The sequence below is a fragment of the Kitasatospora sp. MBT66 genome, assembly GCF_000710405.2.
GTDB lineage: Bacteria > Actinomycetota > Actinomycetes > Streptomycetales > Streptomycetaceae > Kitasatospora > Kitasatospora purpeofusca.
This window is the reverse complement of the sequence record NZ_JAIY01000011.1, coordinates 302,694-328,331: the sequence shown is the minus strand read 5'-3', so window position 1 is coordinate 328,331 and position 25,638 is coordinate 302,694. Positions and strand designations below refer to the sequence as shown.

General features: G+C 74.6%; 25 protein-coding genes. 11 read left to right on the top strand and 14 right to left on the bottom strand.

All coding sequences use genetic code 11. The features are described from left to right. The first annotated feature begins 65 nt into the window (after positions 1–65). Positions 66–2,276, top strand: coding sequence for a tetratricopeptide repeat protein (locus BI06_RS32225; protein WP_063795053.1), 2,211 nt, complete (start codon positions 66–68; stop codon positions 2,274–2,276). 97 nt (positions 2,277–2,373) lie between these two features. Here the strand turns inward: BI06_RS32225 and BI06_RS32220 are convergent, their stop codons facing one another. From BI06_RS32220 to BI06_RS32205, 4 genes are all read right to left on the bottom strand, one after another. Continuing rightward, the gene (locus BI06_RS32220) at positions 2,374–2,883 is read right to left on the bottom strand and encodes a DUF6545 domain-containing protein (protein ID WP_149030554.1); all 510 of its coding nucleotides are present in this window, start codon (positions 2,881–2,883) and stop codon (positions 2,374–2,376) included. Then, a complete protein-coding gene (locus BI06_RS32215; RefSeq protein WP_051742394.1) occupies positions 2,876–3,427 on the bottom strand; it encodes an ImmA/IrrE family metallo-endopeptidase in 552 nt (183 codons plus the stop codon). Before BI06_RS32215 ends, BI06_RS32220 begins: the two co-directional genes overlap by 8 nt. A gap of 91 nt (positions 3,428–3,518) precedes the next feature. Continuing rightward, positions 3,519–3,974 (bottom strand): helix-turn-helix domain-containing protein, encoded by a 456-nt coding sequence (locus tag BI06_RS32210; protein ID WP_043474077.1) that lies wholly within the window; start codon positions 3,972–3,974, stop codon positions 3,519–3,521. Between the two features lie 151 nt (positions 3,975–4,125). Next, the gene (locus BI06_RS32205) at positions 4,126–4,833 is read right to left on the bottom strand and encodes an SDR family NAD(P)-dependent oxidoreductase (RefSeq protein ID WP_043474074.1); all 708 of its coding nucleotides are present in this window, start codon (positions 4,831–4,833) and stop codon (positions 4,126–4,128) included. Positions 4,834–5,092: 259 nt separating this feature from the next. Between BI06_RS32205 and BI06_RS32200 the strand changes: the two genes are divergently transcribed. Next, a complete protein-coding gene (locus tag BI06_RS32200; RefSeq protein WP_043474072.1) occupies positions 5,093–5,575 on the top strand; it encodes a GNAT family N-acetyltransferase in 483 nt (160 codons plus the stop codon). A gap of 27 nt (positions 5,576–5,602) precedes the next feature. On the opposite strand, the gene BI06_RS32195 is transcribed toward BI06_RS32200, so the two are convergent. The 3 genes from BI06_RS32195 to BI06_RS32185 all read right to left on the bottom strand — a co-directional run bounded on the left by BI06_RS32195 (position 5,603) and on the right by BI06_RS32185 (position 7,509). Beyond that, complete coding sequence (locus BI06_RS32195) at positions 5,603–5,974, bottom strand: hypothetical protein (RefSeq protein WP_030397207.1); 372 nt, start codon at positions 5,972–5,974, stop codon at positions 5,603–5,605. Continuing rightward, entirely contained in the window at positions 5,971–6,222 is a 252-nt protein-coding gene (locus BI06_RS32190) for a toxin-antitoxin system HicB family antitoxin (RefSeq protein ID WP_030397208.1), read from the bottom strand. Before BI06_RS32190 ends, BI06_RS32195 begins: the two co-directional genes overlap by 4 nt. A gap of 81 nt (positions 6,223–6,303) precedes the next feature. After that, the gene (locus BI06_RS32185) at positions 6,304–7,509 is read right to left on the bottom strand and encodes an FAD-dependent monooxygenase (protein WP_043474070.1); all 1,206 of its coding nucleotides are present in this window, start codon (positions 7,507–7,509) and stop codon (positions 6,304–6,306) included. Positions 7,510–7,643: 134 nt separating this feature from the next. On the opposite strand from BI06_RS32185, the gene BI06_RS32180 reads away from it, so the two are divergent. Further along, entirely contained in the window at positions 7,644–8,240 is a 597-nt protein-coding gene (locus BI06_RS32180; RefSeq protein ID WP_037782016.1) for a TetR/AcrR family transcriptional regulator, read from the top strand. 120 nt (positions 8,241–8,360) lie between these two features. Here the strand turns inward: BI06_RS32180 and BI06_RS32175 are convergent, their stop codons facing one another. Next, entirely contained in the window at positions 8,361–9,842 is a 1,482-nt protein-coding gene (locus BI06_RS32175) for a cytosine permease (protein WP_043474067.1), read from the bottom strand. 262 nt (positions 9,843–10,104) lie between these two features. On the opposite strand from BI06_RS32175, the gene BI06_RS32170 reads away from it, so the two are divergent. Further along, on the top strand, positions 10,105–10,842 hold the full coding sequence (locus BI06_RS32170) for a VOC family protein (protein ID WP_043474316.1): 738 nt from the start codon (positions 10,105–10,107) through the stop codon (positions 10,840–10,842). Positions 10,843–10,887: 45 nt separating this feature from the next. On the opposite strand, the gene BI06_RS32165 is transcribed toward BI06_RS32170, so the two are convergent. Further along, entirely contained in the window at positions 10,888–12,102 is a 1,215-nt protein-coding gene (locus tag BI06_RS32165; protein WP_043474064.1) for a trans-acting enoyl reductase family protein, read from the bottom strand. A gap of 299 nt (positions 12,103–12,401) precedes the next feature. Here BI06_RS32165 and BI06_RS32160 point away from each other — a divergent pair, with 299 nt between their 5' ends. The 5 genes from BI06_RS32160 to BI06_RS32140 all read left to right on the top strand — a co-directional run bounded on the left by BI06_RS32160 (position 12,402) and on the right by BI06_RS32140 (position 16,723). After that, positions 12,402–13,787, top strand: coding sequence for an NAD(P)/FAD-dependent oxidoreductase (locus tag BI06_RS32160; RefSeq protein WP_063795052.1), 1,386 nt, complete (start codon positions 12,402–12,404; stop codon positions 13,785–13,787). A gap of 5 nt (positions 13,788–13,792) precedes the next feature. Continuing rightward, positions 13,793–14,302, top strand: a complete 510-nt coding sequence (locus BI06_RS32155; RefSeq protein WP_043474061.1) for a nuclear transport factor 2 family protein — start codon at positions 13,793–13,795, stop codon at positions 14,300–14,302. 308 nt (positions 14,303–14,610) lie between these two features. Continuing rightward, positions 14,611–15,171, top strand: coding sequence for a dihydrofolate reductase family protein (locus BI06_RS32150; RefSeq protein WP_030397216.1), 561 nt, complete (start codon positions 14,611–14,613; stop codon positions 15,169–15,171). A gap of 227 nt (positions 15,172–15,398) precedes the next feature. Then, a complete protein-coding gene (locus BI06_RS32145; protein ID WP_369826281.1) occupies positions 15,399–15,641 on the top strand; it encodes a DUF397 domain-containing protein in 243 nt (80 codons plus the stop codon). Between the two features lie 122 nt (positions 15,642–15,763). Beyond that, positions 15,764–16,723 (top strand): Scr1 family TA system antitoxin-like transcriptional regulator, encoded by a 960-nt coding sequence (locus BI06_RS32140; protein ID WP_051742389.1) that lies wholly within the window; start codon positions 15,764–15,766, stop codon positions 16,721–16,723. Between the two features lie 27 nt (positions 16,724–16,750). On the opposite strand, the gene BI06_RS32135 is transcribed toward BI06_RS32140, so the two are convergent. Next, entirely contained in the window at positions 16,751–17,578 is an 828-nt protein-coding gene (locus BI06_RS32135) for an SAM-dependent methyltransferase (protein WP_043474059.1), read from the bottom strand. A gap of 224 nt (positions 17,579–17,802) precedes the next feature. Then, a complete protein-coding gene (locus tag BI06_RS49810) occupies positions 17,803–18,249 on the bottom strand; it encodes a hypothetical protein (RefSeq protein WP_149030553.1) in 447 nt (148 codons plus the stop codon). Between the two features lie 824 nt (positions 18,250–19,073). On the opposite strand from BI06_RS49810, the gene thpR reads away from it, so the two are divergent. Then, positions 19,074–19,691: an RNA 2',3'-cyclic phosphodiesterase gene (gene thpR, locus BI06_RS32125; RefSeq protein ID WP_051742387.1), complete on the top strand. Its 618-nt coding sequence runs from the start codon at positions 19,074–19,076 to the stop codon at positions 19,689–19,691. Between the two features lie 41 nt (positions 19,692–19,732). On the opposite strand, the gene BI06_RS32120 is transcribed toward thpR, so the two are convergent. Both BI06_RS32120 and BI06_RS32115 read right to left on the bottom strand, forming a co-directional pair. Then, positions 19,733–21,085 (bottom strand): glutamate-cysteine ligase family protein, encoded by a 1,353-nt coding sequence (locus tag BI06_RS32120; RefSeq protein WP_043474053.1) that lies wholly within the window; start codon positions 21,083–21,085, stop codon positions 19,733–19,735. After that, positions 21,082–22,614 (bottom strand): NAD(P)/FAD-dependent oxidoreductase, encoded by a 1,533-nt coding sequence (locus BI06_RS32115; protein WP_107113449.1) that lies wholly within the window; start codon positions 22,612–22,614, stop codon positions 21,082–21,084. Before BI06_RS32115 ends, BI06_RS32120 begins: the two co-directional genes overlap by 4 nt. Before the next feature lie 423 nt (positions 22,615–23,037). Here BI06_RS32115 and BI06_RS32110 point away from each other — a divergent pair, with 423 nt between their 5' ends. Beyond that, positions 23,038–24,111 carry an NAD(P)-dependent alcohol dehydrogenase gene (locus BI06_RS32110; RefSeq protein ID WP_082558824.1) on the top strand — a complete coding sequence of 358 codons (1,074 nt, stop codon included), beginning with the start codon at positions 23,038–23,040 and terminating at the stop codon, positions 24,109–24,111. A gap of 67 nt (positions 24,112–24,178) precedes the next feature. Here BI06_RS32110 and BI06_RS32105 read toward each other — a convergent pair whose 3' ends face one another. Then, the gene (locus BI06_RS32105) at positions 24,179–25,564 is read right to left on the bottom strand and encodes an amidase family protein (protein ID WP_051742382.1); all 1,386 of its coding nucleotides are present in this window, start codon (positions 25,562–25,564) and stop codon (positions 24,179–24,181) included. Positions 25,565–25,638: the final 74 nt, after the last annotated feature.

Below are 25,638 nucleotides of genomic sequence, written 5' to 3'. Positions count from 1 at the left end.
GTTCGCGTCACCACCCGCGACCACCTGCCCCACCTCCCCGTCACCGCACGAAAGGCAGCTGTGCCATGGCCGAACACCGCCACCACTGGGTCCGCGCCGCCGGGCGCCCCGCCCGCGCCGCCGCCCGCGCGACGCTCGACCTGCCGCCCGTGCTCGCCGTGGTGAACGCGGACCGCCGCCTGCGCGGGCCCTACACCGCCGTCGGGTCGATCCTGCGGGCGACCCTCCCCGACGCGCTCGCGCGCTGCCCCGAAGCCGTCGCCGGGCACGACATCGAGCTCCTCTCGACCACCCCCGAACTGCGGGACCTGGTGCCCGCCACCCGTGAGACACTCACCTCGCTCGCCGTGCCCAAGGAACGCACCCGCTTCTACTCCGCGCTGCGCACCCTGCGGATCGCCCACGGCCTGGTCGAGTTCCTGGAGGCGTACCTGCGCGCCCTCGGCACCGGCCCGCACACCCTGGTCGTCGAGGACGCGCACCGGGCCGATCCGACCGACGGCGAATTCCTCGCCGTCCTGCTGCGACGGATCGACCCGGCACTGCTGACCGTGGTCGTGACCACCGGCACCGAGCCGCTGGAGCGCCCGGACGGTCCGGGCCGCGAGACGCTGCCCGACGCGCTCGCCGCCCACTGCGCGGCGCACGACCAGGACGATCCGGTACTCGACCGGGCCGACCGGGGGCCCGCGACGCGCGGGCAGGCCGAACTCGGCCGCGCCCACATCGCCGCCGACGGCATCGGTGACGACGCCGACGTGCTCGCCGCCTACCTGGCACTCCCGGCCGACGAACGCGCCCGGCTGCACGACCTGCGGCGCGCCGAACTGGAGACGGCCGGCGAGTCCTCGCTGCGGCTGGGAGCGATCGCCTGGCACGCGGAGCACGGCAGCGACCCCGCCGGCGTCGGGGCGGACGTCCTGCGCCACGCCCTCGACCACTGCATGGACCTCGGCTACTACCACGCCGTGGTGGACCTCGGCGAGCGCGGCCGCCGGCTGGTGACGCACGAGAGCAACCCGAACCACTGGTGGGCCTTCACCACCAAGATGACCACCTCCTACGCCGCGCTCGGCCTGGCGGAGCGGGCCCTGCCGCTGTACGACGAGGCCCGTGCGCTCAGCGCCTCGCCCGAGGTCCACATGCAGGCCGCGTACGCCACCGCCATGCTGCACACCCGGCACTTCGAGGCCGGGCGCCGCGACCACCAACTGGCCCGCGCCTGGGTCAACCAGGCCATCGCCTTCGCCCGTTGGCACCCGGACCCGAAGGAGCGGGAGGCGCGCGTGGTGTTCAACCGCAACGGGCTCGCGCTGATCGAGGTCCACCAGGGGCGCCCGGCCGCGGCGCTGGAACTCCTGGACGCCTGCATCGCCCGGCTGGACGAGACCCTGGAGCCCGACGAGCACGCGCTGCACCGCTCGGTACTGCTCTACAACCGGGCCCAGGTGCACGCGGCACTCGGCCACCACACCGAGGCCGTCGCCGACTACACCGCGGTGATCGAGTGCGACCCCAACTACGCCGAGTACCACTTCGACCGGGGCATGCTCTGGCGCGACCTCGGTGAGCCGGAGCGCGCCCTGGCCGACTACGAGCACGCCATCCGGCTCTCCCCGCCCTTTCCCGAGGCCTACTTCAACCGGGCGGACGTGCTGGCCGAGCTGGGCGAGACCGAGGCCGCGGCGGCGGACTTCGGCTATGTGCTCCAGCTCGACCCGGAGTTCGACGAGGCCCGGATAAACCGGGCCGCCCTGCTGATCGAGACCGGCTCCCACGACCTCGCCCGGGCGGACATCGGCGCCGGGCTGGAGCGGAACCCGAAGAACGCCCGACTCCTCTGCCTGAAGGGGCAGTTGCTGGCCGCGGAGGAGGACCTCGCGGCGGCGGCCGGGGCCTACGCGGAGGCCCTCGACGTCGACCCCGGCTCCGCCGAGGCATGGGCGCTGCTCGGCGAACTCCGTTATCAGGAAGGTGACTTGGACGGCGCGGGCAGCCACCTGGCGCGCGCGGTCGAGCTGTCGGCGGAGCCTGGCATCCGGTTCAACCTGGCCGTGGTCCACCACGACGCCGGCCGGTACGGGGAGGCCGTCCGGCTGCTGGACGAGGTGGTCGAGGCGACCGAGGACGTCGACGCGCGCCTCCAGCGGGCCCGTTGTCTGCTCGGGCTGGACCGTCCCGAGGCGGCCAAGGCCGATCTGCTCGCCTGCCTGGAGGCCGATGCCGGGGCGGCGGAACAGGTGTACGGGCTGATGCCCGAGCTGGCCCGAGGCTGAACCAGCCTTCCCGACAGCACCGTTGGAGTACGCCGCACCAACCGCCCCGCCGCCCCGTCGCACGTCCGGCGGGGCGGCCGGGTCGGCGCGTCGGACGTCACCGCGCCGTCGCGACCCCGGCCAGCTCCGCCCGCACCCGGCGCCGGACATGGGCCATCACCGGTGAACGGCGATAGGCGGCGGCCACCTCGACCAGCCACGCCGCCTCCTCGCGCAGACCGGCCGTGAGCTGGTGCGGCACCCACCCCTCGGCGGGGCCGACGGGGAAGCGGTGCCCGGCGCGGGCCGCCTCCAGGGCGGCGGCGATCGCGGCGGCCTCGACCACGATCGCGAACTCCTCCGTCCCGATCGGGCGGACCACCTCGCCCACCCAGAACGGCACCCGGGGGTGCAGATACGGGCGCAGCGACAGCTGGCCGTCGCGGATCTCGATGATCCGCCGGAACAGCGCGAACCGGACGCCCCCGCGCCGACCGCCCCCGGGGCCGAACCACGGCTCGGGGGTGACGAGTTCGATCTCCGGACGCTCCGCCCGCAGCGCCGACCAGAGGGGACCGAGCCGGTGGAGGTCGGCCCAGTCCCGGACCGGTCCGCCCCCCTCACCCATGCCGCGCCGTTCCACGCGCCCGCGTTCCGCCGCGTCCGGCTCCCAGCCGGAGGACGCCCTCGGCCAGCTGCCCGACCACCGAGGACCGTTGACGCCGCAGCACCCGGTGCAGGGCCAGCGAGGCGACGAGCTCCGCCTCCTGCTCCTGCCGCTGGGTGTACACCGACCGTCCGAGCACCCGGCGGACCAGCTCGTGCGACAACCGGGGCGTCAACGCCTCCCGGACGTCCTCGCCGAGCACGGCGCCGTCCCCGGTGTGCCGGCAGAGGAGGTGGCCGATCTCGTGCAGCACGATGTGCTGCTGGTGCAGCGCGGTGGTGTCGACGGCGTAACCGATGTAGTCCGCGCGGTCGGTGCTGATCAGCACACCGCAGGGCGAGTGCGCGGGGCCGGAGAGCGGGACCAGTTCGATGGGTCTGCCCCGCAGCCGGGCCAGCGAGTCCGTCAGCGCCCGGATGTCGAAGGGCTCCGGGAGCGGTATCGAGTCCGCGACGCCGCGACATCGACGCCAGAGCCCGCGCTCGACCCCATCCGGATGCCCCACGTCCGTACCCCCTGCTGCTCCACCGCCCGAGTCGGGAGGCGATCCTACGGACGGGGGCGCCCGGGGAGAACCGCTTCGACAACGATTGCCGCTACCTGCCGCCGGCCCCGCCACCGGCCCCGGCGTCGGGCCTGCCTGCGGCCTCGCGGCGGGCGATCGCCTCGATCATGTCGCTGATCGTGCCCAGCCCCTCGGGCGACAGGGCCACCGCGCGCAGCGCCACGTCCCGCACCCCGGCGTCCCGCAGCGCGCCGAGCAGCGCCAGCTCCTCGGTGATCCGCACGCTCTGCCGGTCGTCGAAGAAGTACGCGGGCGGCACCTGGAAGAACTGGGCCAGCGCCTCCAGATGGCGCTTCGTCGGATTGTCCCGGCGGCCGGTGCGGAGCTGCCACAGATAGGTCGCCGAGAAGGTCTCGCCGGTCGCCTCCCGGCAGGCCCGGGCGACCTCCTCGTGGCTGTACGGCTCGCGGTCGGGACGGCGGACCACGTCGAACAACCGGTCCAGCTTCGCGGCGAGCGTGGACGCACCGGAGTCTGCTTCGGGCACGGCGCACCTCTTCCCTCACCCCGCGGACACGCCCCGTGCGTGTGCGGAACCACCACTCGCGACCGATCACCCATTCTAGGGGCCGCCGTCAAACCCCCTGTCCGTGGGACGGCGACGGTGCACGCCCCAACTCCCCGGCCGGGCGGGCCGCCTACCAGTCCAGCGGCTTCCCGTCGCGGAAGAACCCGCCGGTGGGTCCGGAGTCGGGCAGGGTCGCGGCCCAGACGACGCCGGCGGCGCCCCGGTCGACGGGCGCGCCGCCGGGGCCGCCCATGTCGGTGGCGATCCAGCCGGGGCAGACGGCGTTGACGAGGATCCGGTCGGCGCGCAGCTCGGCCGCGAGCTTGCGGGTCAGCGCGTTGAGGGCGGCCTTCGAGACCCCGTAGGCGGGCGTTCCGCCCGACATGTGTGTCAGCGATCCGGACTCGCTGGACACGTTGACCAGGCGCGGGTGCGCCGACCGGCGCAGCAGCGGGAGGAACGCCTGCGCGGTGCGCCAGGCGCCGAACAGGTTGGTCTCCAGGGTGCGGGCGACCTCGCCGAGGTCGACGTCGGTGGCGCGTCGCCCGGTGTCGTAGTTGACGGCGGCGTTGTTGACGAGCACGTCGAGGCGGCCGAACCGCCCGTCGACGGTGCGGGCCAGCGCGTCGACGCCGTCGGCGTCGGTGACGTCCAGCCGGTACGGCAGCAGCGTGCCGGGGACGCCGGGCGCCAGTTCGGCCGCGGCCCGTTCGGCGTCGGCGGCCCGGCGGGCGCACAGCAGGACGGTGTGGCCGAGCCCGGCGAGCTGACGCGCGGTCTCCCGGCCGATGCCCCGGTTGGCGCCCGTGACCAGCGATACCGGCGGGGTGGTGCTCATGCGCGCTCCTCGGCAGGACGATCGGGACCGGAGGCACGACGTCCGTCCCCCGGCGGCCACCGCAGTGTTCCACGCCGGGCGTACCGAAGGGCCTGCGACCCCCGTGGCCGGCGGTCGTGGCGTGATCTTGGCGGTCCCGGGCGTTCACGCCACTCGTGCGAGCCGGACCGGGGACCGCAGGATGGGGTCCTGGCCGACCGGGGAGTCCGGCGCGGCCCGCCGGATCCCGCCCCGACCAGCAGGAACACGAGGTCACCCGATGCCCGTCGCCACCCCTGCCACCACTACCGCCAGGGCCGGCGCGATCCGCCCGGCCCTGCCCGCCGACCTGCCCGCGATCGCGCGGCTCTGCGCTGCCCACGCCGCCTTCGAGGACGCCGGACCGGTGCCCGCCGACCTCGCCTCCCGGCTGGAGCCGGCACTGTTCGGGCCCGACCCGAGGGCCTGGTGCCTGGTGGTCGACCGCGGCGGCGAACTGCTCGGCTACGCCTCCTGGTCCCGGGAGTTCTCCACCTGGCAGGCTGCCGAACACGTCCACCTGGACTGCCTGTTCGTCACCGAGCCGCACCGGGGCGAGGGCTGGGGGCGTGCCCTGCTCGACGCGGTGAAGGACGCGGCTCAGGCCCAGGGCACCGCCGAGGTGCAGTGGCAGACCCCCGACTGGAACACCGACGCCGTCCGCTTCTACCACCGCGCGGGCGCGCTGGGGCGGCCCAAGGTCAGGTTCTCGCTCGCGCTCTGACCGCCGACAGGCCCGGCCCGGCCCGGTTCAGCGGTACCAGGCGCGGATGGCGGTGGCGGTCTCGCGGACGTCGGCCCGGCCGTCGCGGATCCGCGCGGCGAGGTCGACGGCCGCCTTGGGCTCGGCGGTCACGATGACCCCGGAGGCGCTGAGGTAGGACGCGGCGACGACGGCCGCGAAGTGCTCGTTGGCGAACTCCAGTGCGGGGACGCGGATGAGCTGGTGCATGAGGGCGGCCGCGCGCTGGTGCACGGCGCCGTACACCGCCACGTCCATCACCTCGTCGACATGGCGGGCCACCGCCGCGGCGAGGGTGCCGTAGTCCGTGACATCGGGATCGGCACGCAGGAACTGCTGGGCGACCTCCAGCAGCCAGGTGCGGTCGACGCGCAGGATCACGCCGCGTCCGCCGTCCCGGACCGGTGCCCGGCCCCGCCCTGCGGGTAGGGGCCGAACTCGGCCTCGAACGCCGGCGCCCACACCTGGGAGAAGTGCGCGGCGGCGGTGAGGAACCGCTCGCGCCGCTCGTCGGCCTCCTCGGCCAGGACCTTGCGGGCGTAGTCCGGCAGGCTCATCCCGGCCGCCTCGGCCCGCTGCTCCAGGGCCTCGTGGGTTTCCTCGTCGATACGCAGGTTCAGTTGCTTCACGCGTGGCAGCGTAGCGGCGGGTACACCTCGCTACAAGACGAGCGCGGAGAGCGGGATCCCGCTGCACTCAGAGCGACGCACTCAGCCCGACGCACCGAGGGCCGACGCACCGAGGGCCGGGGGCTGCCAGTCGTACGTCGGGCCGGAGCGGCCGAGCAGGGTGCGGGCGGGCAGTCGGCCGACCAGGGCGAGGGCGCTGTCGCGCAGGAGGACGGCGGCGGGGGTCCGGAGGGCGACGAGGTCGCCCAGGCGCCGGGATCCGGTGACGATCCCGGTGGTGCGCGGCAGGCGGGCGGCGGTGTAGGCGGGGAGGCCGGCGGCCGGGTCCGTGGACGGGGTGAGCGGGGCGGCGAGGACGACGGCGTCCTCGATCGCCTGGCAAGCGCCCTGGCCCTGGAACGGGCACATGGCGTGGGCGGCGTCGCCGAGGAGGGCGACCCGGCCGAGGTGGTGGGCGGGCAGGGGATCGGCGAGGTCCCACACGTCGTGGCGCAGGACGTGCCCGGGTTCGGCGAGCGCGAGGAGCTGGGGCACGGGCGTGCACCAGCTGCCGAACCGGCGCCGGAGTTCGGCCTTCTCGTCGCCGTCGGCCGCGCGGCTGCCGGCCGGGGCGAGTGCCGCGCCGTACAGATAGACCCTGCCGTCGGCGAGCGGGACGACGCCGGCGAGCTGCCCGCGCCCCCAGATCTCGCCGGCCGCCTCCGGCCGGCGGGCGGGGGTCACAATGGTGCGCCAGCTGGTGAAGCCGCTGTAGCGGGGGCCCGGGTGCCCGGGGAAGAGCAGGTCCCGGCTCGCGGACCGGATGCCGTCGGCGGCGACGACCAGCGCGGCGGACTGTTCCCCGTCGCCGGTGCGGACGACGGCGGGTTCGGTGTCGCTCCCCGGGGTGACGAGGGCGGCGGGCGAGTCGGTGCGGACAGTGCCCTCGGGAAGGGCGTCGACCAGGGCGGCGACGACCTCGGCGCGGGCGACGGCGGCGACGGTGTCGCCGAAGCGGGCCTCGAAGGTCGCCGTGTCGATGCGGGCGAGCCAGCGGCCGGAGGGGCGGCGCAGGCCGATCGCCGGATGCGGGGCGGCCAGGGCGCGCAGGCGCTCGCCGACGCCGAGCCGGTCGAGGGCGCGCAGGGCGTTGGGGGCGAGAGCCAGTCCGGCCCCGACGGGTTCGAGCGATGTCGCGCGCTCGTGGACGGTCACCGGGATGCCCTGCCGGTGCAGGGCGAGGGCGGCCGCGAGCCCGCCGATCCCGCCGCCGATGACGATAGCCGGGCGCGCGTCCGTGGTGAACATGGTGAGCCCCTTCTCCCCGCCACTACGGCTGTAGTGGCCTCTGGGTAGTACCGTACTACACCTGTAGTGGACGTGGACTACTCTTGTAGTGAGAACATTTCGAGCCCCGGTCGGGGCAGCCCGAGGGAGGGGCCATGATCGGATCCATGACGCCGCACCGCCCGACACTGATCGCCGACACCGCCATCGCCCTGATCGCCGAGCGCGGCCTGCGCGGGCTGACCCACCGCGCCGTGGACGAGGAGGCCGGACTGCCCGCCGGCTCGACCTCCAACCTCGCCCGGACCAGGGCGGCTCTGCTCGACCTCGCCCTCGCCCGCATCGTCGAACGGGAGACCGAGGGGAGCCCGGTCACGGCCGGCGAGCTCCCCGACGGCGCCGAGGCCCGGGAACTGCTGGTCCAGGGCGGAGCGGACCTGCTGCACCGGGCGCTCACGGTCGGCCGCACGCTCACCCTGGCCCGGCTCGAACTCGCCCTGGAAGCCACCCGCCGCCCCGAGCTGCGCACCGGCTACGACCGGCTGGGCGCCCGCTTCACCGACCTCGCCACCGCCCTGCTGGCGCGGTGCGGCTCCGCCGATCCGGCGGGCGACGCCCGGCGGCTGATCCGCTGGTGCGACGGGGTGCTGTTCAACTCGACTGCCGGCAGCGGGCACGACCGCGTCCCGACGGCGGAGGAACTGCGCGACGAGGCTGCGCGGTACCTGGCCGTGCTGCTCGACCACGGCTGAGCGGCCGCCCCGGCGCCCCGCCCCGGACACGCAGGACCGCCCCGGAAACGCAGGACCGCCCCGGCCGAAGCGGCCGGGGCGGTCGGAGCCGAAGGGCTCGGGGGTGGCAGGAGCCGGGGGTCAGACGGCGACCCGTTCGGGCCGCTCCTCCGCCGCCGCTTCGGCGGGCCGCTCCTCGTCGACGGGCGTGTTCTCCCGGGGGACGGGCAGAACGGCCATGATCACGCCGGAGACCACGATGGTCGCCGCCCAGGCGAGGCCGTACCGGCCGACGGGGGTGTCGGACAGCGGCCCGGCGAACCAGTCGCACTTGGTGAAGGCCAGCCCGACCAGCAGCGCCAGCACCCACGACACCATCGCCTGCCAGCAGAAGCCGCCGACGTACCAGTACCGGCTGCTCCGGCCGGTGTCCATCAGCGCGGCGGCGTCGTAGCGCACCGCGCGCGAGCGGCGGCGGAACATGTCCACCGCGTAGACGCCGATCCAGGCCGAGAAGGAGACCGCGAGCAGGATCAGGAAGGTGATGAAGGAGCCCAGGAAGCTGGTGGCGACCAGCATCAGCAGCAGGCCGCCGACCAGCGAGATCACGGCGTTGATGCTGACGGCCATGGCGCGCGGCAGCTTGACGCCCATGGTCTGGGCGGTGAAGCCGGCCGAGTACATGGAGAGGCTGTTGATCAGCAGCATGCCCACGATCGCGGTCAGCAGGTACGGCACGGCCAGCCAGGTCGGCAGCAGGTCGCCGAGGAAGGAGACCGGGTCCGCGGCCTCGGCCAGGCCGGGGGAGGCCACCGCCATCACGGCGCCCATCAGCACCATCGGCACCATCACCAGGCCGGCGCCGGAGACCGTCACGCCGACGATCTTCCGGCCGGAGGCCGAGTGCGGCAGGTAGCGGGCGAAGTCGGGACCGGTGGGGACCCAGCTGATGCCGCCGGCGGCGATGGTCCCGATGCCGGCGACCATCATCGCCGTGGTGCCCGCGGGCTTGGCGAAGACCTCGCTCCAGTCCATGGTCGCGACCAGGTAGCCGAGCACCAGGACGCTGAAGACGCCGAAGAGGTAGGTCGACCAGGTGTTGCAGACGTTCAGCGCCTTCCGGCCCAGGCCGGAGACCAGGAAGGTGCAGGCGACGAAGAGGAAGAGCGTGACGACGATCAGCGCGGTGTTGCTCCTGACACCGAGGAGCAGGTCGAGCACGGTCAGCACCGCGTAGGCGCCGGTGACGGCGTTGATCGTCTCCCAGCCGAACCGGGCGATCCAGAGGATCGCGCCGGGGAAGAGGTTGCCCCGCACGCCGAAGGTGGCCCGGGAGAGCGTGGCACCCGGGGCCCCGCCCCACTTCCCGGAGACCGAGAGCAGCCCGACCATGCCGAAGGAGGCGAGCGCGGCGCACGCGGCGACGATCAGGACCTGCCAGAAGTTCAGCTGGTTGAACACCACCAGGGCTGCCCCCATGGTGAGCAGCAGGACGCTGATGTTCGCCGCGACCCAGGTCGGGAAGAGCTCGCGCACTCTGCCCCGGCGCTCGTGGTCCGGGACGGGTTCGATACCGCGGGTCTCCATCGCGCCGTCGGTGTCGGCGGTGGACGGGTTGTCCATGAGGGTGGCTCCGTGCGTGTGAAGCGGGAGATTAATCGGTCAAAGTCGAACATTTATGGAAGTCTTCGCGCGTAGCGCGAAGGTTGGGTCATCCTACTTTGCCCGCTTCGACCTGGAACGCGGCCCCACGTCCGGGCCCCACCTCCAGCCCCGGCCCCGGCCCCGGCTCCAATCCCACCCCGCCCCGGGGTCCGTTCCCGACTCCTGCACCGCCCCGGAATCGCCGTCGACGGATCCGGGGACCGCTCATATGATCTTGGTCATGGCAACACGACTTGTGCAGATCAACATGAAGGCCCAGGACGACACCGCTCTGGGCCGGTTCTGGGCGGAGGCGCTCGGCTGGGGGATCGAGAGCGAGGGCCCCGGGGTGACCAACCTCGAACCGGTGGGGCTGCCCTACCCGGACCCGTCGGTGCTCTTCATCGACCTCGTCGCCCGTCCGGAGCCCAAGCTCGGGAAGAACCGGGTGCACCTCGATCTGGCCACCACCTCGGCCGCACACCAGGCCGAGCTGGTCGCACGCCTGAAGGACCTCGGCGCGACCCTCGCCGACGTGGGCCAGGGCGACGTCCCCTGGACGGTCATGGCGGACCCGGAGGGCAACGAGTTCTGCGTCCTGGAGCCCCGCCCGGTCTACGGGGACACCGGGCCGGTCGCGGCGGTGGTGGTCGACTGCGCCGACCCGCGCGAGATGGCCCGCTTCTGGGGCGAGGCGACGGACTGGACGGTGCACGAGGTCGCCGACGACCACGCGAGCCTGCGCTCCGCCCAGGGCGTCGGCCCGTACCTGGAGTTCGTCCGCACCCCCGACGCCAAGATCGGGTGGAACCGCGTCCACCTCGACGTCCGCCCCTACCCGGGTGGCGACGTGGAGGTGGAGGCGGCCCGGCTGCGCGCCCTGGGAGCCACCGATCCGGGGTTCGACCGGTCCGCGATCTCGTGGACGGTCCTGGCCGACCCGGAGGGCAACGAGTTCTGCCTCCTCAGCCCCAAGTGAGACCGGGGGCGCCCCCCGACGGACCTCGACGGACCCCGGCGGCCCTCAGCGCCCGGGCGCGCCCGTCGGCGGGGCGTCCAGGACCCGGAACGAGAGCCCGGCCGAGGCCAGCCGGTCGATCAGCGGACGTCCCATGGCCACGGCCGTGGTCAGCTGCCCGGCCGTGGACGGCAGGTCGTCGTAGGCGAGGCAGAGCGCTGACTCGGCGAGCATGACCGCGGTCTCCTGGTAGCCGGGATCGCCCCCGGACACCTCGGTGACCAGCGGCCGGCCGAGGTCCGTCCGGGCCACGAACCGCACGGTGAACCAGGACCCGGCCCGCTGCCGCTCGCCCGGGCCCTCGCCGGGCTTGCGCAGCCCCTCCAGTGCGCGGCGCAGCGGCCGCAGCTGGGCGGCGAGGGCGAGCGCCGCGACCGCGACGACGCCGCCGACCGCGATCGGCAGCCGCCGCACCGCGGCGTAGTGGGTGTAGCCGAAGTCCGGGCCGTAGGCGTCCAGTGCGGCGGCCGAGCGCCCCACCACCTGCGGGTCGATGGTGGGCAGCGGCAGCGCCCAGGCCCGGGCCGCCCGGGAGCGGTGCGGGCGGCCGGCCGGTGTGCGGACGCGCCGTCCCGCGGGCCGGGGATCGGCCGCGCGGCGTTCCCGGGCGGCCCGCGCCATCGCGCGCGGCCTGGAGAAGGCGGTCATCGCCGAGGCCAGCGTTCCGCCGGAGACGGTTCCGGCGACGCGGACGAAGCCCTCGACCGAGATCCGCTCCGGCTGCGCGCCGCGGCGCAGCAGTTCCTCGACGGTGAACAGCACGCCGAGGTCGTGCGGCACCGAGTCGAAGCCGCAGGCGTGGACCAGCCGCGCGCCGGTGGCCACCGCCCGCTCGTGGTGGCGCAGATACATCCGGTCGACGAACTCCGGCTCGCCGGTGAGGTCCACGTAGTCGGTGCCGCTGTCCGCGCAGGCGGCCACCAGCGGCTCGCCGTGGCGCAGGTAGGGGCCGACCGTGGAGACCACCACCCGGGCCGAGGCGGCCACCTTCCGCAGGGCCTCGCGGTCCCCGGCGTCGGCGACCAGCAGCGGCAGCTCGGCGCAGCGCGGATCGATCGCGGCCAGCGCGGCGCGGACGGCGGCGAGCCGGTCCGCGTCCCGGCCGGCCAGCGCCCAGCGGCAGCCCTCGGGCGCGGCCCGGGCCAGGTACTCGGCGGTGAGCCGACCGGTGAACCCGGTGGCGCCGAACAGGACGAGGTCGTACGGGCGCGCTGCGGCCATCAATAGTCCCTACTCGTGGGTAATCGCCCGCGCCACGCTAGGAGCCCGCCGCGGCACTGTCAACGAGGCGGCCTCGGGCGGCATGCGTCCGGTGCCTCGGTCCCACGGCGGGCCGCGTCCGTCCGGGCCGGGCCGATCGGCCGTCACATGCCGTCGCATGCCGTCACCCGCCCCGGCCGAGCGACCGTCGTCCACCGCCGTCACCCGGACGCGCGGGTGCCCGAGGGTGTGGGCCGGGTGCGGAACGGGAAGGTGGGACCGCGCGCCCGACGGCAGGAAACCAGCGATCGGAGCCGACCGTGAAGCCAGCGCCCGTCCGCAGCCGCAGGGGAACGAACCACGCGATCGTGCTCGGTGCGGGCATCGGTGGCCTGTGCGCCGCCCAGGCCCTGTCGGGGGCCTTCGAGCGGGTCACCGTCGTCGAACGGGACACCTTCCCGGCCGTCCCCGAGGTCCGGCGCGGAGTGCCGCAGGGGGCGCACGTCCATTCGCTCACACCCGGTGGCGCCGAAGTCCTGGAGGAGTCCTTCCCCGGCTTCGTCGAGGAGCTGGCGGCCGCGGGCGGTACCCTCGCCGGAGCCCTGGACGAGCTCGACATCGTGTTCTTCGGCTCGCGCCTGCGACAGGTGCCGCTCGGCCGGGTGCTCCAGGTGAGCCGGCCCTTCCTGGAGGAGCGGCTGCGCGCCAGGGTCCGGGCCCTTCCGAACGTCGACCTGCGGACCGGACTCGAGGCCACCGCTCCCGTCGCCGCCGGCTCCGCCGGCGTGACCGGCGTCCGGCTGGCCCGCCCGGGGGAGGCCGGCTCCGTCGAGACCGTCGACGCGGACCTCGTGGTGGACGCGACGGGGCGCGCCGGAAGGGGCGCCGCCTGGCACCGGGCCCTGGGCTACCAGGAGCCCGTGACGCGGCGTCTCCACGTCGGCGTCGCCTACGCCAGCCGCCGCTACCGGGTGCCGCCGGGCGCACTGGGCGCTGCCAAGGGCGTCCTGATCGGCGCCACCCAGGCCCGCCCGCGGGGCGCCGTCCTCACCCAGCAGGAGAACGACGCCTGGGTCCTCTCCCTCTACGGATTCGGCAAGGACAACCACCCACCGGGCACGCCGGAGGAGTTCCTCGGCTTCACCGCAGGACTGCTCGCCGCCGACACCCGGGCCGCCCTGCGCGCCGCCGAGCCCCTCTCCGGGGTCTCCTCGTTCCGCTACCCGGCCTCGGTCCGCCGGGACTTCCACCGGCTGCGCCGGCTCCCCGAGGGACTGCTCTCGGTCGGCGACGCGGTGTGCAGCCTCAACCCGATCTATGGGGCGGGCATGACCGTCGCCGCCCTGGAGGCGAAGGCCCTGCGGACCTGCCTCGACGACGGCGGCGTCGACGGCCTTCCCCGGCGCTTCTACCGCGAGGCCGCCCGCGCCGTGCGGCTCCCGTGGCTGTTCTCGACCATGGCCGACCGGTCCATGCCGCAGGTCCCGGGCACCCACCCCGTGCTGGCCCGCCTGCTGGCGCACTCCTTCCGGGCGACCATGCGCGCCGCGGCCGCCGACGCCGGGGTGGCCGCCGCGGTCTGGAACGCCGTCAGCCTCACCGGCTCCCCGGCGGAGCTGGCGCGGCCGAGGGTGCTGGCCTCGGTGCTGCGCCACTGGTCACCGCCCCGCACCACGACCGTCGGCGCCCTTCCCGGAGAGGACTGATCCCCGTGCCGGAATTCGACGTGCCGGAATTCGACGAGAGCGAGCGGAAGGCGTTCGTGGAACGCTGGGTGGCGATGTGGGAGTCCCCGACGGCACCCGCCGACGCCCTGGCGTACTACACGGAGGACGCCGTCATCGAGGACATGGCGTTCGGCCACACCTACCGGGGGCACCGGGAGTTGCACGAGTACTTCGCCCGGGCCGGCACGCTGTTCTCCGACATCCGGTCCGTCAGCGCGGGCGTGCTGGTCGGCCGGTCGCACGCGGTGGCGCACGTGCGGTACGGCGCCACGATCAGGCAGCCGTTCCTCTGTCTTCCGCAGTCCAGCCGGGGGAAGAGCTTCTCGCTGTACGTGATGAGCCAGCTCGAATTCGCCGAGGACGGGCGGATCGTCAGGTCGGTGGACGCGTACGACCGCACCGCGGTGCTCCAGCAGCTCGGCGCCCTCCCCGCCACCCTGCTCGCCCCGGCCGAGGTCCGCACCCCCTTCTCCGGTACCGCACCCTCCGCCTGAGCGTTCAGCGTCGGACCATTGCAATGGCTTGACCCCTTTTCGTTGCATTGAATTCAGGCCCGTTGCAACGATCATGGAGCCATTGAGCTGCGGAAATGCTTGATCTGTGTCGCATGTATGTTGTGAAAGTTGGAAAAGCAACCTAGCTTCTGCGTTGTCAGAACGCGGGCGGCGGCCGCCGGGCACGGGGGTGCGGCGGCCCCGCGCGTGCTCCGGAAGAACTTTTTCCGCCGGGACCGATGAGTTCCGCCCCGCCGGCCGGTCTGACCGTATGAAAGCAAGCAACACCAAGACACAGGGAGATCCTGATGCGCAAGCTCACCGCAGGTCTGTTCATCGCCGCCGACGGCGTGGTGGAGAGCCCGGAGCAGTGGCACTTCCCCTACTTCGACGCGGAGATGGGCGCGGCGGTCGGTGCCCGGCTGGCGGAGGCGAACACCGTGCTGCTCGGCCGCGCCACCTACGACACCTTCGCCGCGACCTGGCCGCACCGTGAGGACGCGGGCGGCGAGGAGGGCGGGATGGCCAAGGCGCTCGGGGACGCGCGCAAGGTCGTCGTCTCCCGCTCGGAGCTGGAGCTGACCTGGCGCAACTCCGAGCAGCTGAAGGGCGGGCTGGTCGAGGGCGTCACCGCGCTGAAGCAGGAGGAGGGCGGCCCGATCGGGATGTCCGGCTCGGTCTCGGTGGTGCGGGCGCTGCTGGCCGCCGGGCTGATCGACGAGCTGCACCTGCTCGTCCACCCGATCGCGGTCGGGCGCGGCATCCGCCTGTTCGAGGAGGGCGTCGACCCGATCCGGCTGAAGCTCCTGAGCAGCACGGCCTTCGCCAGCGGTGTCCTGAACACCGTCTACGGCCCGGCGGACCGGTAGCACGCGGTCCGTCCGACAGTGCTATCAGCCGCTGACAATAGGTATGCATAAAGCGATCCGCATTCACCCTATTAGGGAGTGGCGCTGTTCGATTGTCGAGGTGAATGATTCAAGTCGCCCGGCCTGCGCAATCCCGCACGGGATTGCGCAGGAGTCCCACCAGGGCACTTCTCCGTGCCGTATGAAGATCGGAGGAGCGGGCGCCCATCGGACAGTGGAGATGGCTGATCGTGATCGACTACTTCAACGGCATGCCGGCCGACGTCATCGAGGCGACGGACGGCTGGCAGAAGGCCCGGGCCAGCCAGGGCACGGGCGCCTGCGTGGAGCTGCGGAAACTGGACGACGGCCAGGTGGCCCTGCGCAACAGCCGCTTCCCGAGCGGTCCGGCCCTGGTCCTCACCGCACCGGAGATCGCGGCACTTCTCAGCGGCGTGAAGAACGGTGAATTCGACCGTCTGGCGGTTTGAGTTCGTAGTACCGGCACCCGGGTCCAGCGGTCCGGCGTGACGACGGAGCCCCCCTTGTGTGAAGCTGAACCCGACCGTTCGGGGTGAGCTTCGAGATTGTGCCCAAGGGGGGCCCTTTGCCCATGGAGGACCGTGCAGTTCCGTTCGGGCGTCCCGCGCCCGACCCGCCGGGGTCCTGGGGCGTTCCCGCCCTGCTCCTGGGTGCGGAGCTGAAGATCGAACGCGGCACCCTGACCCAGCGGCAGGTGCTGCAGCGGACCAGGGTCAAGGTCTCCACGTCGGTCTACAGCCGGATCGAGAACGGCGAGATGCGGATCGACAAGCCGGCCGTGGTCGAGGTCCTCCTGGACGCCCTCGGGGTCCGGCCCGGGCCCCGGCGCGCACAGTTGCTCCAACTCGCCCACGACGCCTCGGCGGAGGGGTGGGCCAACTCGGTGCGGACCCGCTCCCGCGCCGCCTACCGCGAGGCCGTGCCGGACTCCATGCTGCGGCTCACCAGCCTGGAGGAGTGGGCCGCGCGGCAGATCATCATCGACACCAATGTGATCCCCGGGGTGCTCCAGATCCCGCGGTACCGCGAGGTGGTGACGGGCCGGACCCTGCTCGCCAGCCAACGCAGGCTCGCCGACCGGATCATCGAGGTCCGGGGCCTGCGCGCCGACCGCTTCGCGCGCCGGCTCCCGAGGTCGACCTTCTTCGTCCAGCGCGGCGCCCTCTACGCCGACTTCGGCGAGCCCCGGATGATGGTCGACCAGCTGTCGGTGCTGCTGCGGCACGTGGACGAGGAGCGTTCGCCGGTCGCGGTCAGGGTGATCGCGGCGGAGAACCCCCTCGCGCTCCAGGTGACTTCGCTGATCCGGCTCAGCTTCGAACGAGGCTCGTTCGCGGCCCCGGACGTCATCTACACCGAGGCCGGGGGACGGGCCGAGTTCCACCGGGGCCCGATCGCCGGCGAGGCGGCGGACAGCGACTACCTCGACTACCAGGACCTCAGCGACAGCGTCATCCGTCAGGCTCCCGGGCCGGTGCCGAGCCGTGAACTGGTCGCCGAGGCGCTCGACTGGCACCGCGCCCGCCTCTGACGCCGCCACCGCGACCGGCCGGGGGCCTCAGTGGACGGTGGCCAGGCCTCCGTACTCGATCCACTCCTGGGTGGCCTGGCGCCGGACCAGCTCGGTGTCCGGCCGCCAGTCCGTGACGTCGAGCAGGCCGACCTCCTCCTCGATCCGGAGCCGGGGAACGGTGAAGAGCTCGGCCACCTCGGCCTTGGTCCGCACCCGGCCCCAGCGGCCGCCGGTCTGCTCCCGCATCAGCTCGGTGACCGCGTCCCGGATCCTGGCGTCCTCGCTGACCAGCTGGCAGATCACCACGACACTGCCGGGGGCCAGCAGCCGCACGGTGTCCTCGACCATCCTGCGCGGGTTCCCCCGGTCGTCGTCGGGGACGCAGTGCAGCACCGACACGAACAGCGCGGCCACCGGCTGGCGGAAGTCGATGATCCGCGCCGCGTCGGCCGCGATGGCCGCGGTCTCCCGCATGTCCGAGGGCAGGATGAGCACGTTCCGGTTCTCCTCCAGGAACGCGCGTCCGTAGCCGAGGACCAGCGGGTCGTTGTCGATGTAGACCACCTTGCTGTCCGGATCGACGCTCTGGGCGACCTGGTGCACATTGTTCTGGGTGGGCAGGCCCGAGCCGTGGTCCAGGAACTGCCTGATCCCGTAGCGCCGGGCGATGTGGCGCACCACCCGCTCCAGGAAGGCCCGGTTGTTGAGCGCCAGCTCCCGGGTGCTGGGGGCGGTCACCAGCAGCTGGTCGCAGGCCTCGCGGTCGCACGGGTAGTTGTAGTGCCCGCCCAGGAGGTAGTCGTACATCCGCGCCGCGCTGGGCGTGTCCGCGTCAACGTAGTGCTCCCGCGATTCGGCCCTCGCGTCGTTCACGGTACCCCCTTGGGTGTGCCGAAGTTCCTTGTCGACAAGCCATTGTGATGACACGTCATCCTAGGTCGGCCCGATCGCGGTTGAAACAACCCGGGTGGGTGAACTGTGGCGGGGCATGGCGATGCCGTGGCGCACCGGCGTCCGCGGGGGAGCGGTCGGGCGCGCCACGGTGGGGCGGCGTCTTCGAACGGCGTCTTCGAAGGGCTTCTTCGAGGGGTGTCCGGTCAGGCGCCCCCGTTCCGGCCGCCGGGGTCGAGTTCGGCCAGGATCCGGCGGGCGGCCCGGAGTTGGACCTGCAACTCGGGTTCGCCCAGGCCCATCAGGGCGGCGGCGGCCTTGGGCGCGAGGCCCAGGCGCTCGTGCAGGAGCGCGGCGTCGGCCGGCCGGTCGGGCAGTGCCCGGTGCAGGTCGTCGGCCGACGCGTCGGCGGCCTCGCCGCGGGCCGTGGTGACGCTCTCCCGCAGGACGTCCCAGGTGAAGGCGGCGGGGTCCCCGCGGAGTGCGGCGCTCCAGTCCAGCTCGGCGCGGCGCAGGACCTGTGCGACGACCGTCGCCGCCAGCGAGCGGTCGCCCAGGCGGGCGCGGGCGTACCGCTCGTAGGTGTGGCGGTGGAGCTGGACGAAGGCCGCGTAGCCGGCCGGGCCGGTCGCGGGCCTGTGCGGACTGGGCACCGTGCCTCCGATCGGGGTCGGGTCGCAGGTGTGCGGGGGCAGTCGGGTGGCTCGGAAGGTGCGCGTGGTGCGCGGGGCGCGCGCCGGGGCCGGAGTTCCGGGGCGGGGGCGCGTGCCGTCCGGCCTCCGCCAGGAGGGGGCCGGATGCTCTTCGTTCGGCGGTGGCGGGTCCGGCGGGTCGGTCGCGGCCCGGGTCCGGGCGGTCCGACCCGCCCTCAGCAGGCCGGGGACCGTCGCGAGGTGTTCCCGCACGGCCGCGCCGCCGGCGTACGCCGCCCGGTCGGTCGCGAACAGGACGGGCGGCCGGTCGAGTCGGCCCCGCCAGGGGTGGCGCGCAGGCTGCGAAATCCCGTGGGCGCGCTGCCGCCCCTGCTAGCGTGGGAGATCACCGGGGGCAGGTCCGCCCGCCCCCGGGAGGGTCGGTCATACACAGGTGTGCCTCATCTTCCTTGATCGGCCCGTGCGCCCCACTCGGTGTGCTACCACTGGGTGGGGCAACCCCATTACGGGAAAAGGCCGTTGAGCAGAACCGTACCGTCCGTGCGGGCGCGTTCCGGCCGTTCCGGACCGCGCGGGATCCCCCGGTCGGATCCGGTCGCGACCCGGTCGAATCCGGGCTGGCGTCGGCCCCGACCGCCCCCTCCCGACCAGGTACGATCGCCCGCCGTTCCCCCCTCAGGGACGACAGCACCCCCGCGGCGCCCGCGCCCCGCCCCTCCTGCGCCCGCGCCTTGTTCCTCCGGCGGCCGCACTCCGCCCTTGCGGCGCCCGCACCCCGGGCACCGGTGGGCCGGGCCGCTCCGGCCTGGGCTAACCTCCCCGTCGTGAACGATCACCCCGAGCCCTCGACCCTGCGCGTGTTCGTGGCCCTGGCCCCGCCCGACGACGCTAAGGACGAACTGGCCCGGGCCCTGCGCCCCGCCTACGAGACCTTCCCGGGACTGCGCTGGAACCGGATCGAGGACTGGCACATCACCCTGGCCTTCCTCGGCGAACTGCCCTCCACGGCGGTGCCCCCGCTGCGCGCGGCCCTGGCCGCCCCGGCGGCCTCGCGCCCCGCCCTGGACCTGCGCCTGCGCGGCGGCGGCCACTTCGACGAGCGACTCCTGTGGAGCGGGATCGACGGCGACCTGGAGGGGCTGCACGCCCTCGCCGCCGACGTCCGCGCGGTGGTCGGCTCCTGCGGCATCACGTTCAGGGACCGCCCGCTGCGCCCCCATCTGACCCTGGCCCGCTCCCGCCGCGACGACGCCACCAGCGTCCCGCTGGCCGCCGCCGGGCTCACCGGCTTCGAGGGCCGGCCGTGGCCGACCGAACGGCTGCACCTCGTCGGCAGCAACATCGGCCGGGGCCCCGGGCCGATCCGCTACCGCGACATCGAGGCATGGCGGTTCGGCTCCGCCGTCCCGAGCGGCGGCGAGGGCGCCCCCACCGCCCGGTAGCCGGGAGGACACGCACCCCACCGCCCCGGCGGCAGGGACGGTCAGACCCGGTACGCGGCGACGTAGCGCGCCGGGTCGGCACGGAGGTCGCCGTGCCAGCGGTCGAGGCACTCGGCGGCGAAGGTGCGGCCGGTGGCGGCGATCTCGTCCAGCGGGTCGAGCAGGGCGGGGACGTGGGGCGGTTCCAGGCCGGCCGCGACCCGGGCGTGGAGGCCGGCCCGGGCGAGCCGGAGCAGCTCGACGGCCAGGGGGCGCACGGGCGTGTCGCCGAGGCGGGTGTCGAGGCCGTGTGCGGGCAGGTGGGCGCGGGCGGCCCGGTGCTCCCCGGCGGTGTGGTGCCGGAGGAGCTCCCAGGCGGCCAGGCAGGACTCCGGGTGGTAGCTGAGGCCGGTCCACAGGGCGGGCAGGGCGGCGAGGTGGGGCCGGGGCGGGCCGTCGGCGCCGCGGAGCTCCAGGGTGCGCCGGACCCGGGTGTCGGTCCACAGCTGGGAGAGGTGGCCGGCCCAGTGGTCGAGGGTGGGCGCGGTGCCGTCGCCCAGGCCGTCGCGGATCAGGTCGGCGAAGGTGCCGTCCGGTGCGCGGTGGTAGCGGCCGTCGGCGGTCCGGTAGTGGATCAGCGGGATGCCGAGCGCCCAGTCCACGATGTCGTCGGCGCTCACGTCGGGCCGCAGCGCGGGCGGCAGCAGGCCGTGGCGGCGCGGGTCCATCCCCAGCCAGGACCAGGAGCGGTGCGACAGCAGGCCGCACGGGCGGCCCTCGTGGAGCGGTGAGTTGACGAGCAGGGCGGAGACGACGGGGGCGGCCGCGGTCTGCATCCGCAGCTTCCGGCCGAAGTCCCCGGGGTCGAGGAAGTCGAGGGTGACCTGGGTCGACAGCGACAGCGCCATCACGTACGGCGCCCTGGCCCCGGCCGGGCCGAGGTCCTCGAAGTGGCGGCGCATGACGGCGCCGCGGGTCATCGGCACCCATTCGACGTCGGCGAGCCGGCCGAACGGCAGGTTGCCGCCCAGCACGAGGGCCAGGCCGAACCCGGCGGCCAGGTCGGCGAGCCGCTCCAGCGCCGCCCGGACTTCGTCCATGGCCTTGCCGACGCCGGGGGCCGGTGTCGAGGAGTACTCGATCTGGCCGCCGTGCTCCAGGGTGACGCTGCTGCCGTCGGGCAGCCGGACGCCGGTCAGCCGGCCGGTGTCGAGTTCGGGTTCGCCGCCCCACTGCCGCAGCACCGCCGTCAGCACGGCGTGGACGCCGCGCGGGCCGTGGTAGCGGGCGCCGACACCGGTGACCGGGTCGAGCAGCCCGCACTCGACCTCCACCCCGACCTGCTCGGTGGCGTGCGGCGCGGGGCCGAGCAGGGACCGCAGTTCGGCGCGGCCGAGCGGCTCGCGCGGGCTCATCGGGCGGGCGCCGCGGCCGTGCCGCGCGGGTGCCGGGCGTGCTCCAGCAGGGCGCCGACCGCGCCGAGCGCGGACTGCGCCGCGCCCTGGCACCAGGCGTGGGCGCCGGACAGGTGCTCGCCCGCGAAGAAGATCCGGGGCCGCCCGGCCGGGTGCGGGGCGCCGAGCACCGACAGGTAGCGGGTGTGCTCGCCGGGTGTCAGATGGGCGAACGCGCCGCCGCCCATGCCGGTCTGCACGTCCCAGTTGCAGTGCACGATGTCGTCCACGTCCGAGGTGATCCCGGGGTGGAGCTTCTCCAGGCACTCCAGCACCAGGGCCTCCCGGTCGGACTGGTCCAGTGCGGCGAACCGGCGGGCGTTGGCCCCCCACAGATAGGCGCCGAGCAGCGCGGCGGGCTGCGCCGACCGGAGCGGGTCGCGGACGTCCCAGCGGGGCGTGCCGAAGCCGTTGACGCCGCCGTCGGTGCGCACCGCGTTGTCGGAGGGGTACCAGACCTGCTGGATCGGCAGATCGGTGAAGCTCCCGCCGCCGTGGATGCCGTCCTCGCTCTCCCAGCGGCGGCGGGTCACGTGCAGCACGGTCTTGGCGCTGCTGGCGTAGCTGATGCCGCGCACGGCGTGGCGCTGGGGGTGCGGCAGGCCGGGGGTGACGGTGATCTGGTCGAGCGCGGGGGCCGGGACGCAGCAGACCGCGAAGTCCGCGGTGTCGTCGAGCCGGCCCCCGATCCGGCGGCCGCGCACCCGTACGCCGTCCGGGGTGGGCGCGAGTTCGTCGATCCGGCTGGACAGCCGCAGGGTGCCGGGGCGCAGCGCGCGGACGAAGGCGTGCACCAGGGAGTCCAGTCCGTCGGTGAGTTCGACCTGGCCGCGGTGGAAGAGGCCGAAGTAGTCGACCAGGACCTCCAGCAGCGAGGACTGCTCGTAGTGCGCGAGGCCGCTGGCGTGGCCGTAGAGGTCCCAGGCGTCCTGGGAGAGGTGCTCGTGGACGAACTGCCAGAGCGAGACCGAGGCCGCGCGCTCCAGCGCGGGGTCGTCCCAGTGGCCGTCCAGGGCGAGGCGCTGCTGCTCGGCGGTGAAGGCCTGCCAGACCGGGCCGAGGATCCGGTCCAGCAGCGCGGACGGCTGGTGGCGCTCCTCCGGCCGCAGGGCGAAGGCGGGGAACAGGGACGCGACGTTCTCCACCCGGACCCGCCGGCCGCGCAGGTGGTAGTAGGCCCTCGGGTTGCAGTTGACGAACGGGCGGGTCGGCAGCCGGAAGCGGGTCACGTAGTGGAGCACGCAGTGGTGGTTCGCGGGGATGCGCATCGCGCCGAGGTCGGCGTGGGTGCCGTCCCAGAACCGGTGCGTGCGAACGCGTCCGCCCGGGCGGTTGCCGCGTTCGTAGACCACGACGTCGAAGCCGCGCCGCTGCAGCTCGTACGCGCACACCAGCCCGGCGATGCCCGCGCCGATCACGACCACCCGGCCGCCGGGCCCGGCCACCGGGTTCAGCAGGGCCCGGGGGAACGCGAAACTGGAGTCGAACATCGGGGGCGGCCCTTCGCTGGACGGCCCCGGCCGCCTGGCTGACGATCCATCAGCAAACATGCCGGGCACGTGGGTTGACTTGTGTCGGTGGAAGCGGTGCCGGCCGTCGCTCCGCCCGCGCCCTCGGTGCTCCGGTTCCGGCGTGCGCCGGTTGGGCGCCGCGGGGCAGTGGTGCGTGGACGATCGAACGTGGTGCGACCGTCCCGTCGGCCGCGACGGCTATCGGGCAGTCTGCCGGGTCGCGGGGCGACGGCCGCGCATTGTCACCCGAACGGGCGGAGAGCCCGGGGGAGGGCCCGGGGGAGGGCCGCGGGCCGATCGGGGAGGTGCCGGTCGTCATTCCCGGCCGGGAATTGAGCGGAGACCGGGGTCGGCGGCACGGTGGAGGCACACAGCGAACACCTCACCACCGGGGGAACGACCATGACCACCACCGCGCCCGCCGCGACCACCGCCGTCCCGACGAACGCCGCCGCGTTCCCCTCCACGGTGCGCAGCTACCACCTCGGCGAGGGCAGCGGCCTCGACCGGCTGTCGCTGCGCACGGCCCGGCCGAGGACCCCGGGGCCGGGCGAGGTCGCGGTCGCGGTCCGCGCGGTCTCGCTGAGCTTCCGGGAACTGCTGGTGCTGCGCGGCCAGTACGTGCTGCCGGTCAAGGCAGACCTCGTCCCGGTCTCCGACGGCGCCGGCGAGGTCGTCGCCGTCGGACCGGGCGTCCGGTGGGCGAGCCCGGGGGACCGCGTCACCGCCACCCTGTTCCCGCACTGGCGGGACGGCCGGCTGGCGGCGGACCTGCTGCCGCAGCTCGGCGGCTCGCTGGACGGGATGCTGACCGAGCTGGCCGTCCTCCCCGAGCAGGCCCTGCTGCCGGTCCCCGCCCACCTCTCCTACCAGGAGGCGGCCACCCTGCCCTGCGTCGGCCTCACCGCCTGGAACGCGCTGACCGGCGACGGCCGCGGCGTGCGCCCCGGGGAGACCGTGCTGACCACCGGCTCCGGGGGAGTGTCCCTGTTCGCGCTCCAGTACGCCCACGCCCTCGGCGCGCGGGTGATCGCCACCACCGGCAGCCCGGCGAAGGAGCGGCGACTGCGCGAACTGGGCGCCGACGAGGTGGTGAACTACCGGGACCGGCCCGACTGGCACACCGCGGTCCGGGAGCTGACCGGCGGACGCGGCGTCGACCGGGTCGTCGACACCGCCGGTTCGCTGGAGCAGTCACTGAAGTCGCTCGCCGTCGACGGCCACCTCGCCCTGGTCGGCTCCGTCTCCGGCGACTGGCCGCCGCTCGACCCGCGCCTGCTCTTCGGCGTCGCCGCGACCGTCCGCGCGGTGGCGGTCGGCAGCCACGCCCAGTTCGCGGCCATGAACGCCTTCGTCGCCGAGCACGCCCTGCGCCCCGTCGTCGACCGGGTCTTCCCGTTCGAGGAGGCCGCGGCGGCCTACGAGTACTACGAGCGGGCCAAGCCGCTGGGCAAGGTCGTCATCGCCGTCGGCTGACCGGCACCCCGCCCCGACCGGCCACGGGGGTGCCGGTCGGGACGCGGGCCGCGACCGCCCCACCACGTCACGGGCGAGCGTCCCCGGGCTCCCCCCGTCGCAGCAGGGCGTCGATCCGGGCGGCCACGGCCAGCAGCCCCCGGTCGCCGCCGCGCGGACCGACCAACTGGAGGCCGACCGGCGGTGAGCCGTCGACCGGCAGCGGCACCGTGACCGAGGGCAGCCCCGCGGTGGCCGAGGGGGAGGTGTTGCGGATCAGCGTGGGGAAGGTGGGCACCTCCCGGCCGTTGAGGCGCAGCGACGCCTCGTGCCGGTGCAGCGGCCGGGCGCACACCGGCACGGTGGGGCAGAGGATCGCGTCCACGCCGCTCACCGCGAAGAGTTCGGCGTATGCGGCCTGCATCGCGCGGCGCTCCACGACCGCCCCGCGCAGCGCGGCCGGGCCCGGGTACGCCGGGCCGGTGGGCAGGGCGGCGGCCCCGAGCAGCTCCGCCACGGCCGGGTCGGCGGCCGCCCCGACCACCTCGGCGGTGCTGCGCCCGATCCGGTGCCCGGCCAGGTAGCGGTCGAAGGCGGCGGCGAACTCCCCGAGCACGAGATGCATCCCGGCCCGGGCGTCGAACTCCACCAGGTGCCCGGTGTCCACCGGGACCCAGACGGCCCGCGCCGTGCCGAGCCGCTCCACGGCCGCCTCCCACGCCACCCGGACCGGGGCCTCCAGGTCCTCGGTGAACACATGCCTCGGCAGGCCGAGCCGGAGCGTGCGGTCCGGGGGCAGCGCCGCCCCGGCGCGGCCAGTGAGGAAGCGGCCGGTGACGAAGGCGTCCAGCGCGGCGAGCCGGTCCAGGGTGCGCGCCATCGGCCCGGGGGTGTCCCGGGTGACCGACAGGGGCGTGACACCGCCCGAGGGGTAGCGCCCGGCGCTGGGGCGCAGGCCGTAGATCCCGTTCAGCGCGGCCGGGATGCCGACGGACCCGCCGGTGTCGGTGCCGAGCCCGGCGTCCACGATGCCCGAGGCCACCGCGGCGGCCGTACCGCCGCTGCTGCCGCCCGCGAACAGGGCCGGGTCGGCGCCGTTGCCGACCGCGCCGAAGGTGGGGTTGCCGGAGGTGACCCCCAGCGCCAGTTCGTGCATGTTGGTCTTGCCCAGGACGATCGCGCCGGCCGCGCGCAGCGCCGCGACGACGGGCGCGTCGGCGGCGGGGACGAACCCGGCGAGCCCGGGGGTCCCCGCCGTGTTGGGCAGGCCCGCGACATGGACGTTGTCCTTGACGGCGAGGCACCAGCGGCGGGCGCCGCCGCCGCGCCGGTCGTGACGGGCCGCCTCCGCCGCGGCCCCCTCGCCGTCGAGGGTGATGAAGGCGTTGAGGTGCGCGACGGCGGCGGCGCGCTCCAGGGCCGCCGCCACCGCCTCCTGCGCGGGCCCGCGGCCCGCCGCTCCCTGTCCGACCATGCGCGGCTCCCTCCGAACGACCGGTGCGCGTGCGGCACGACCGCGCACCAGTCTGACGGGAGGACGGGCCAGGC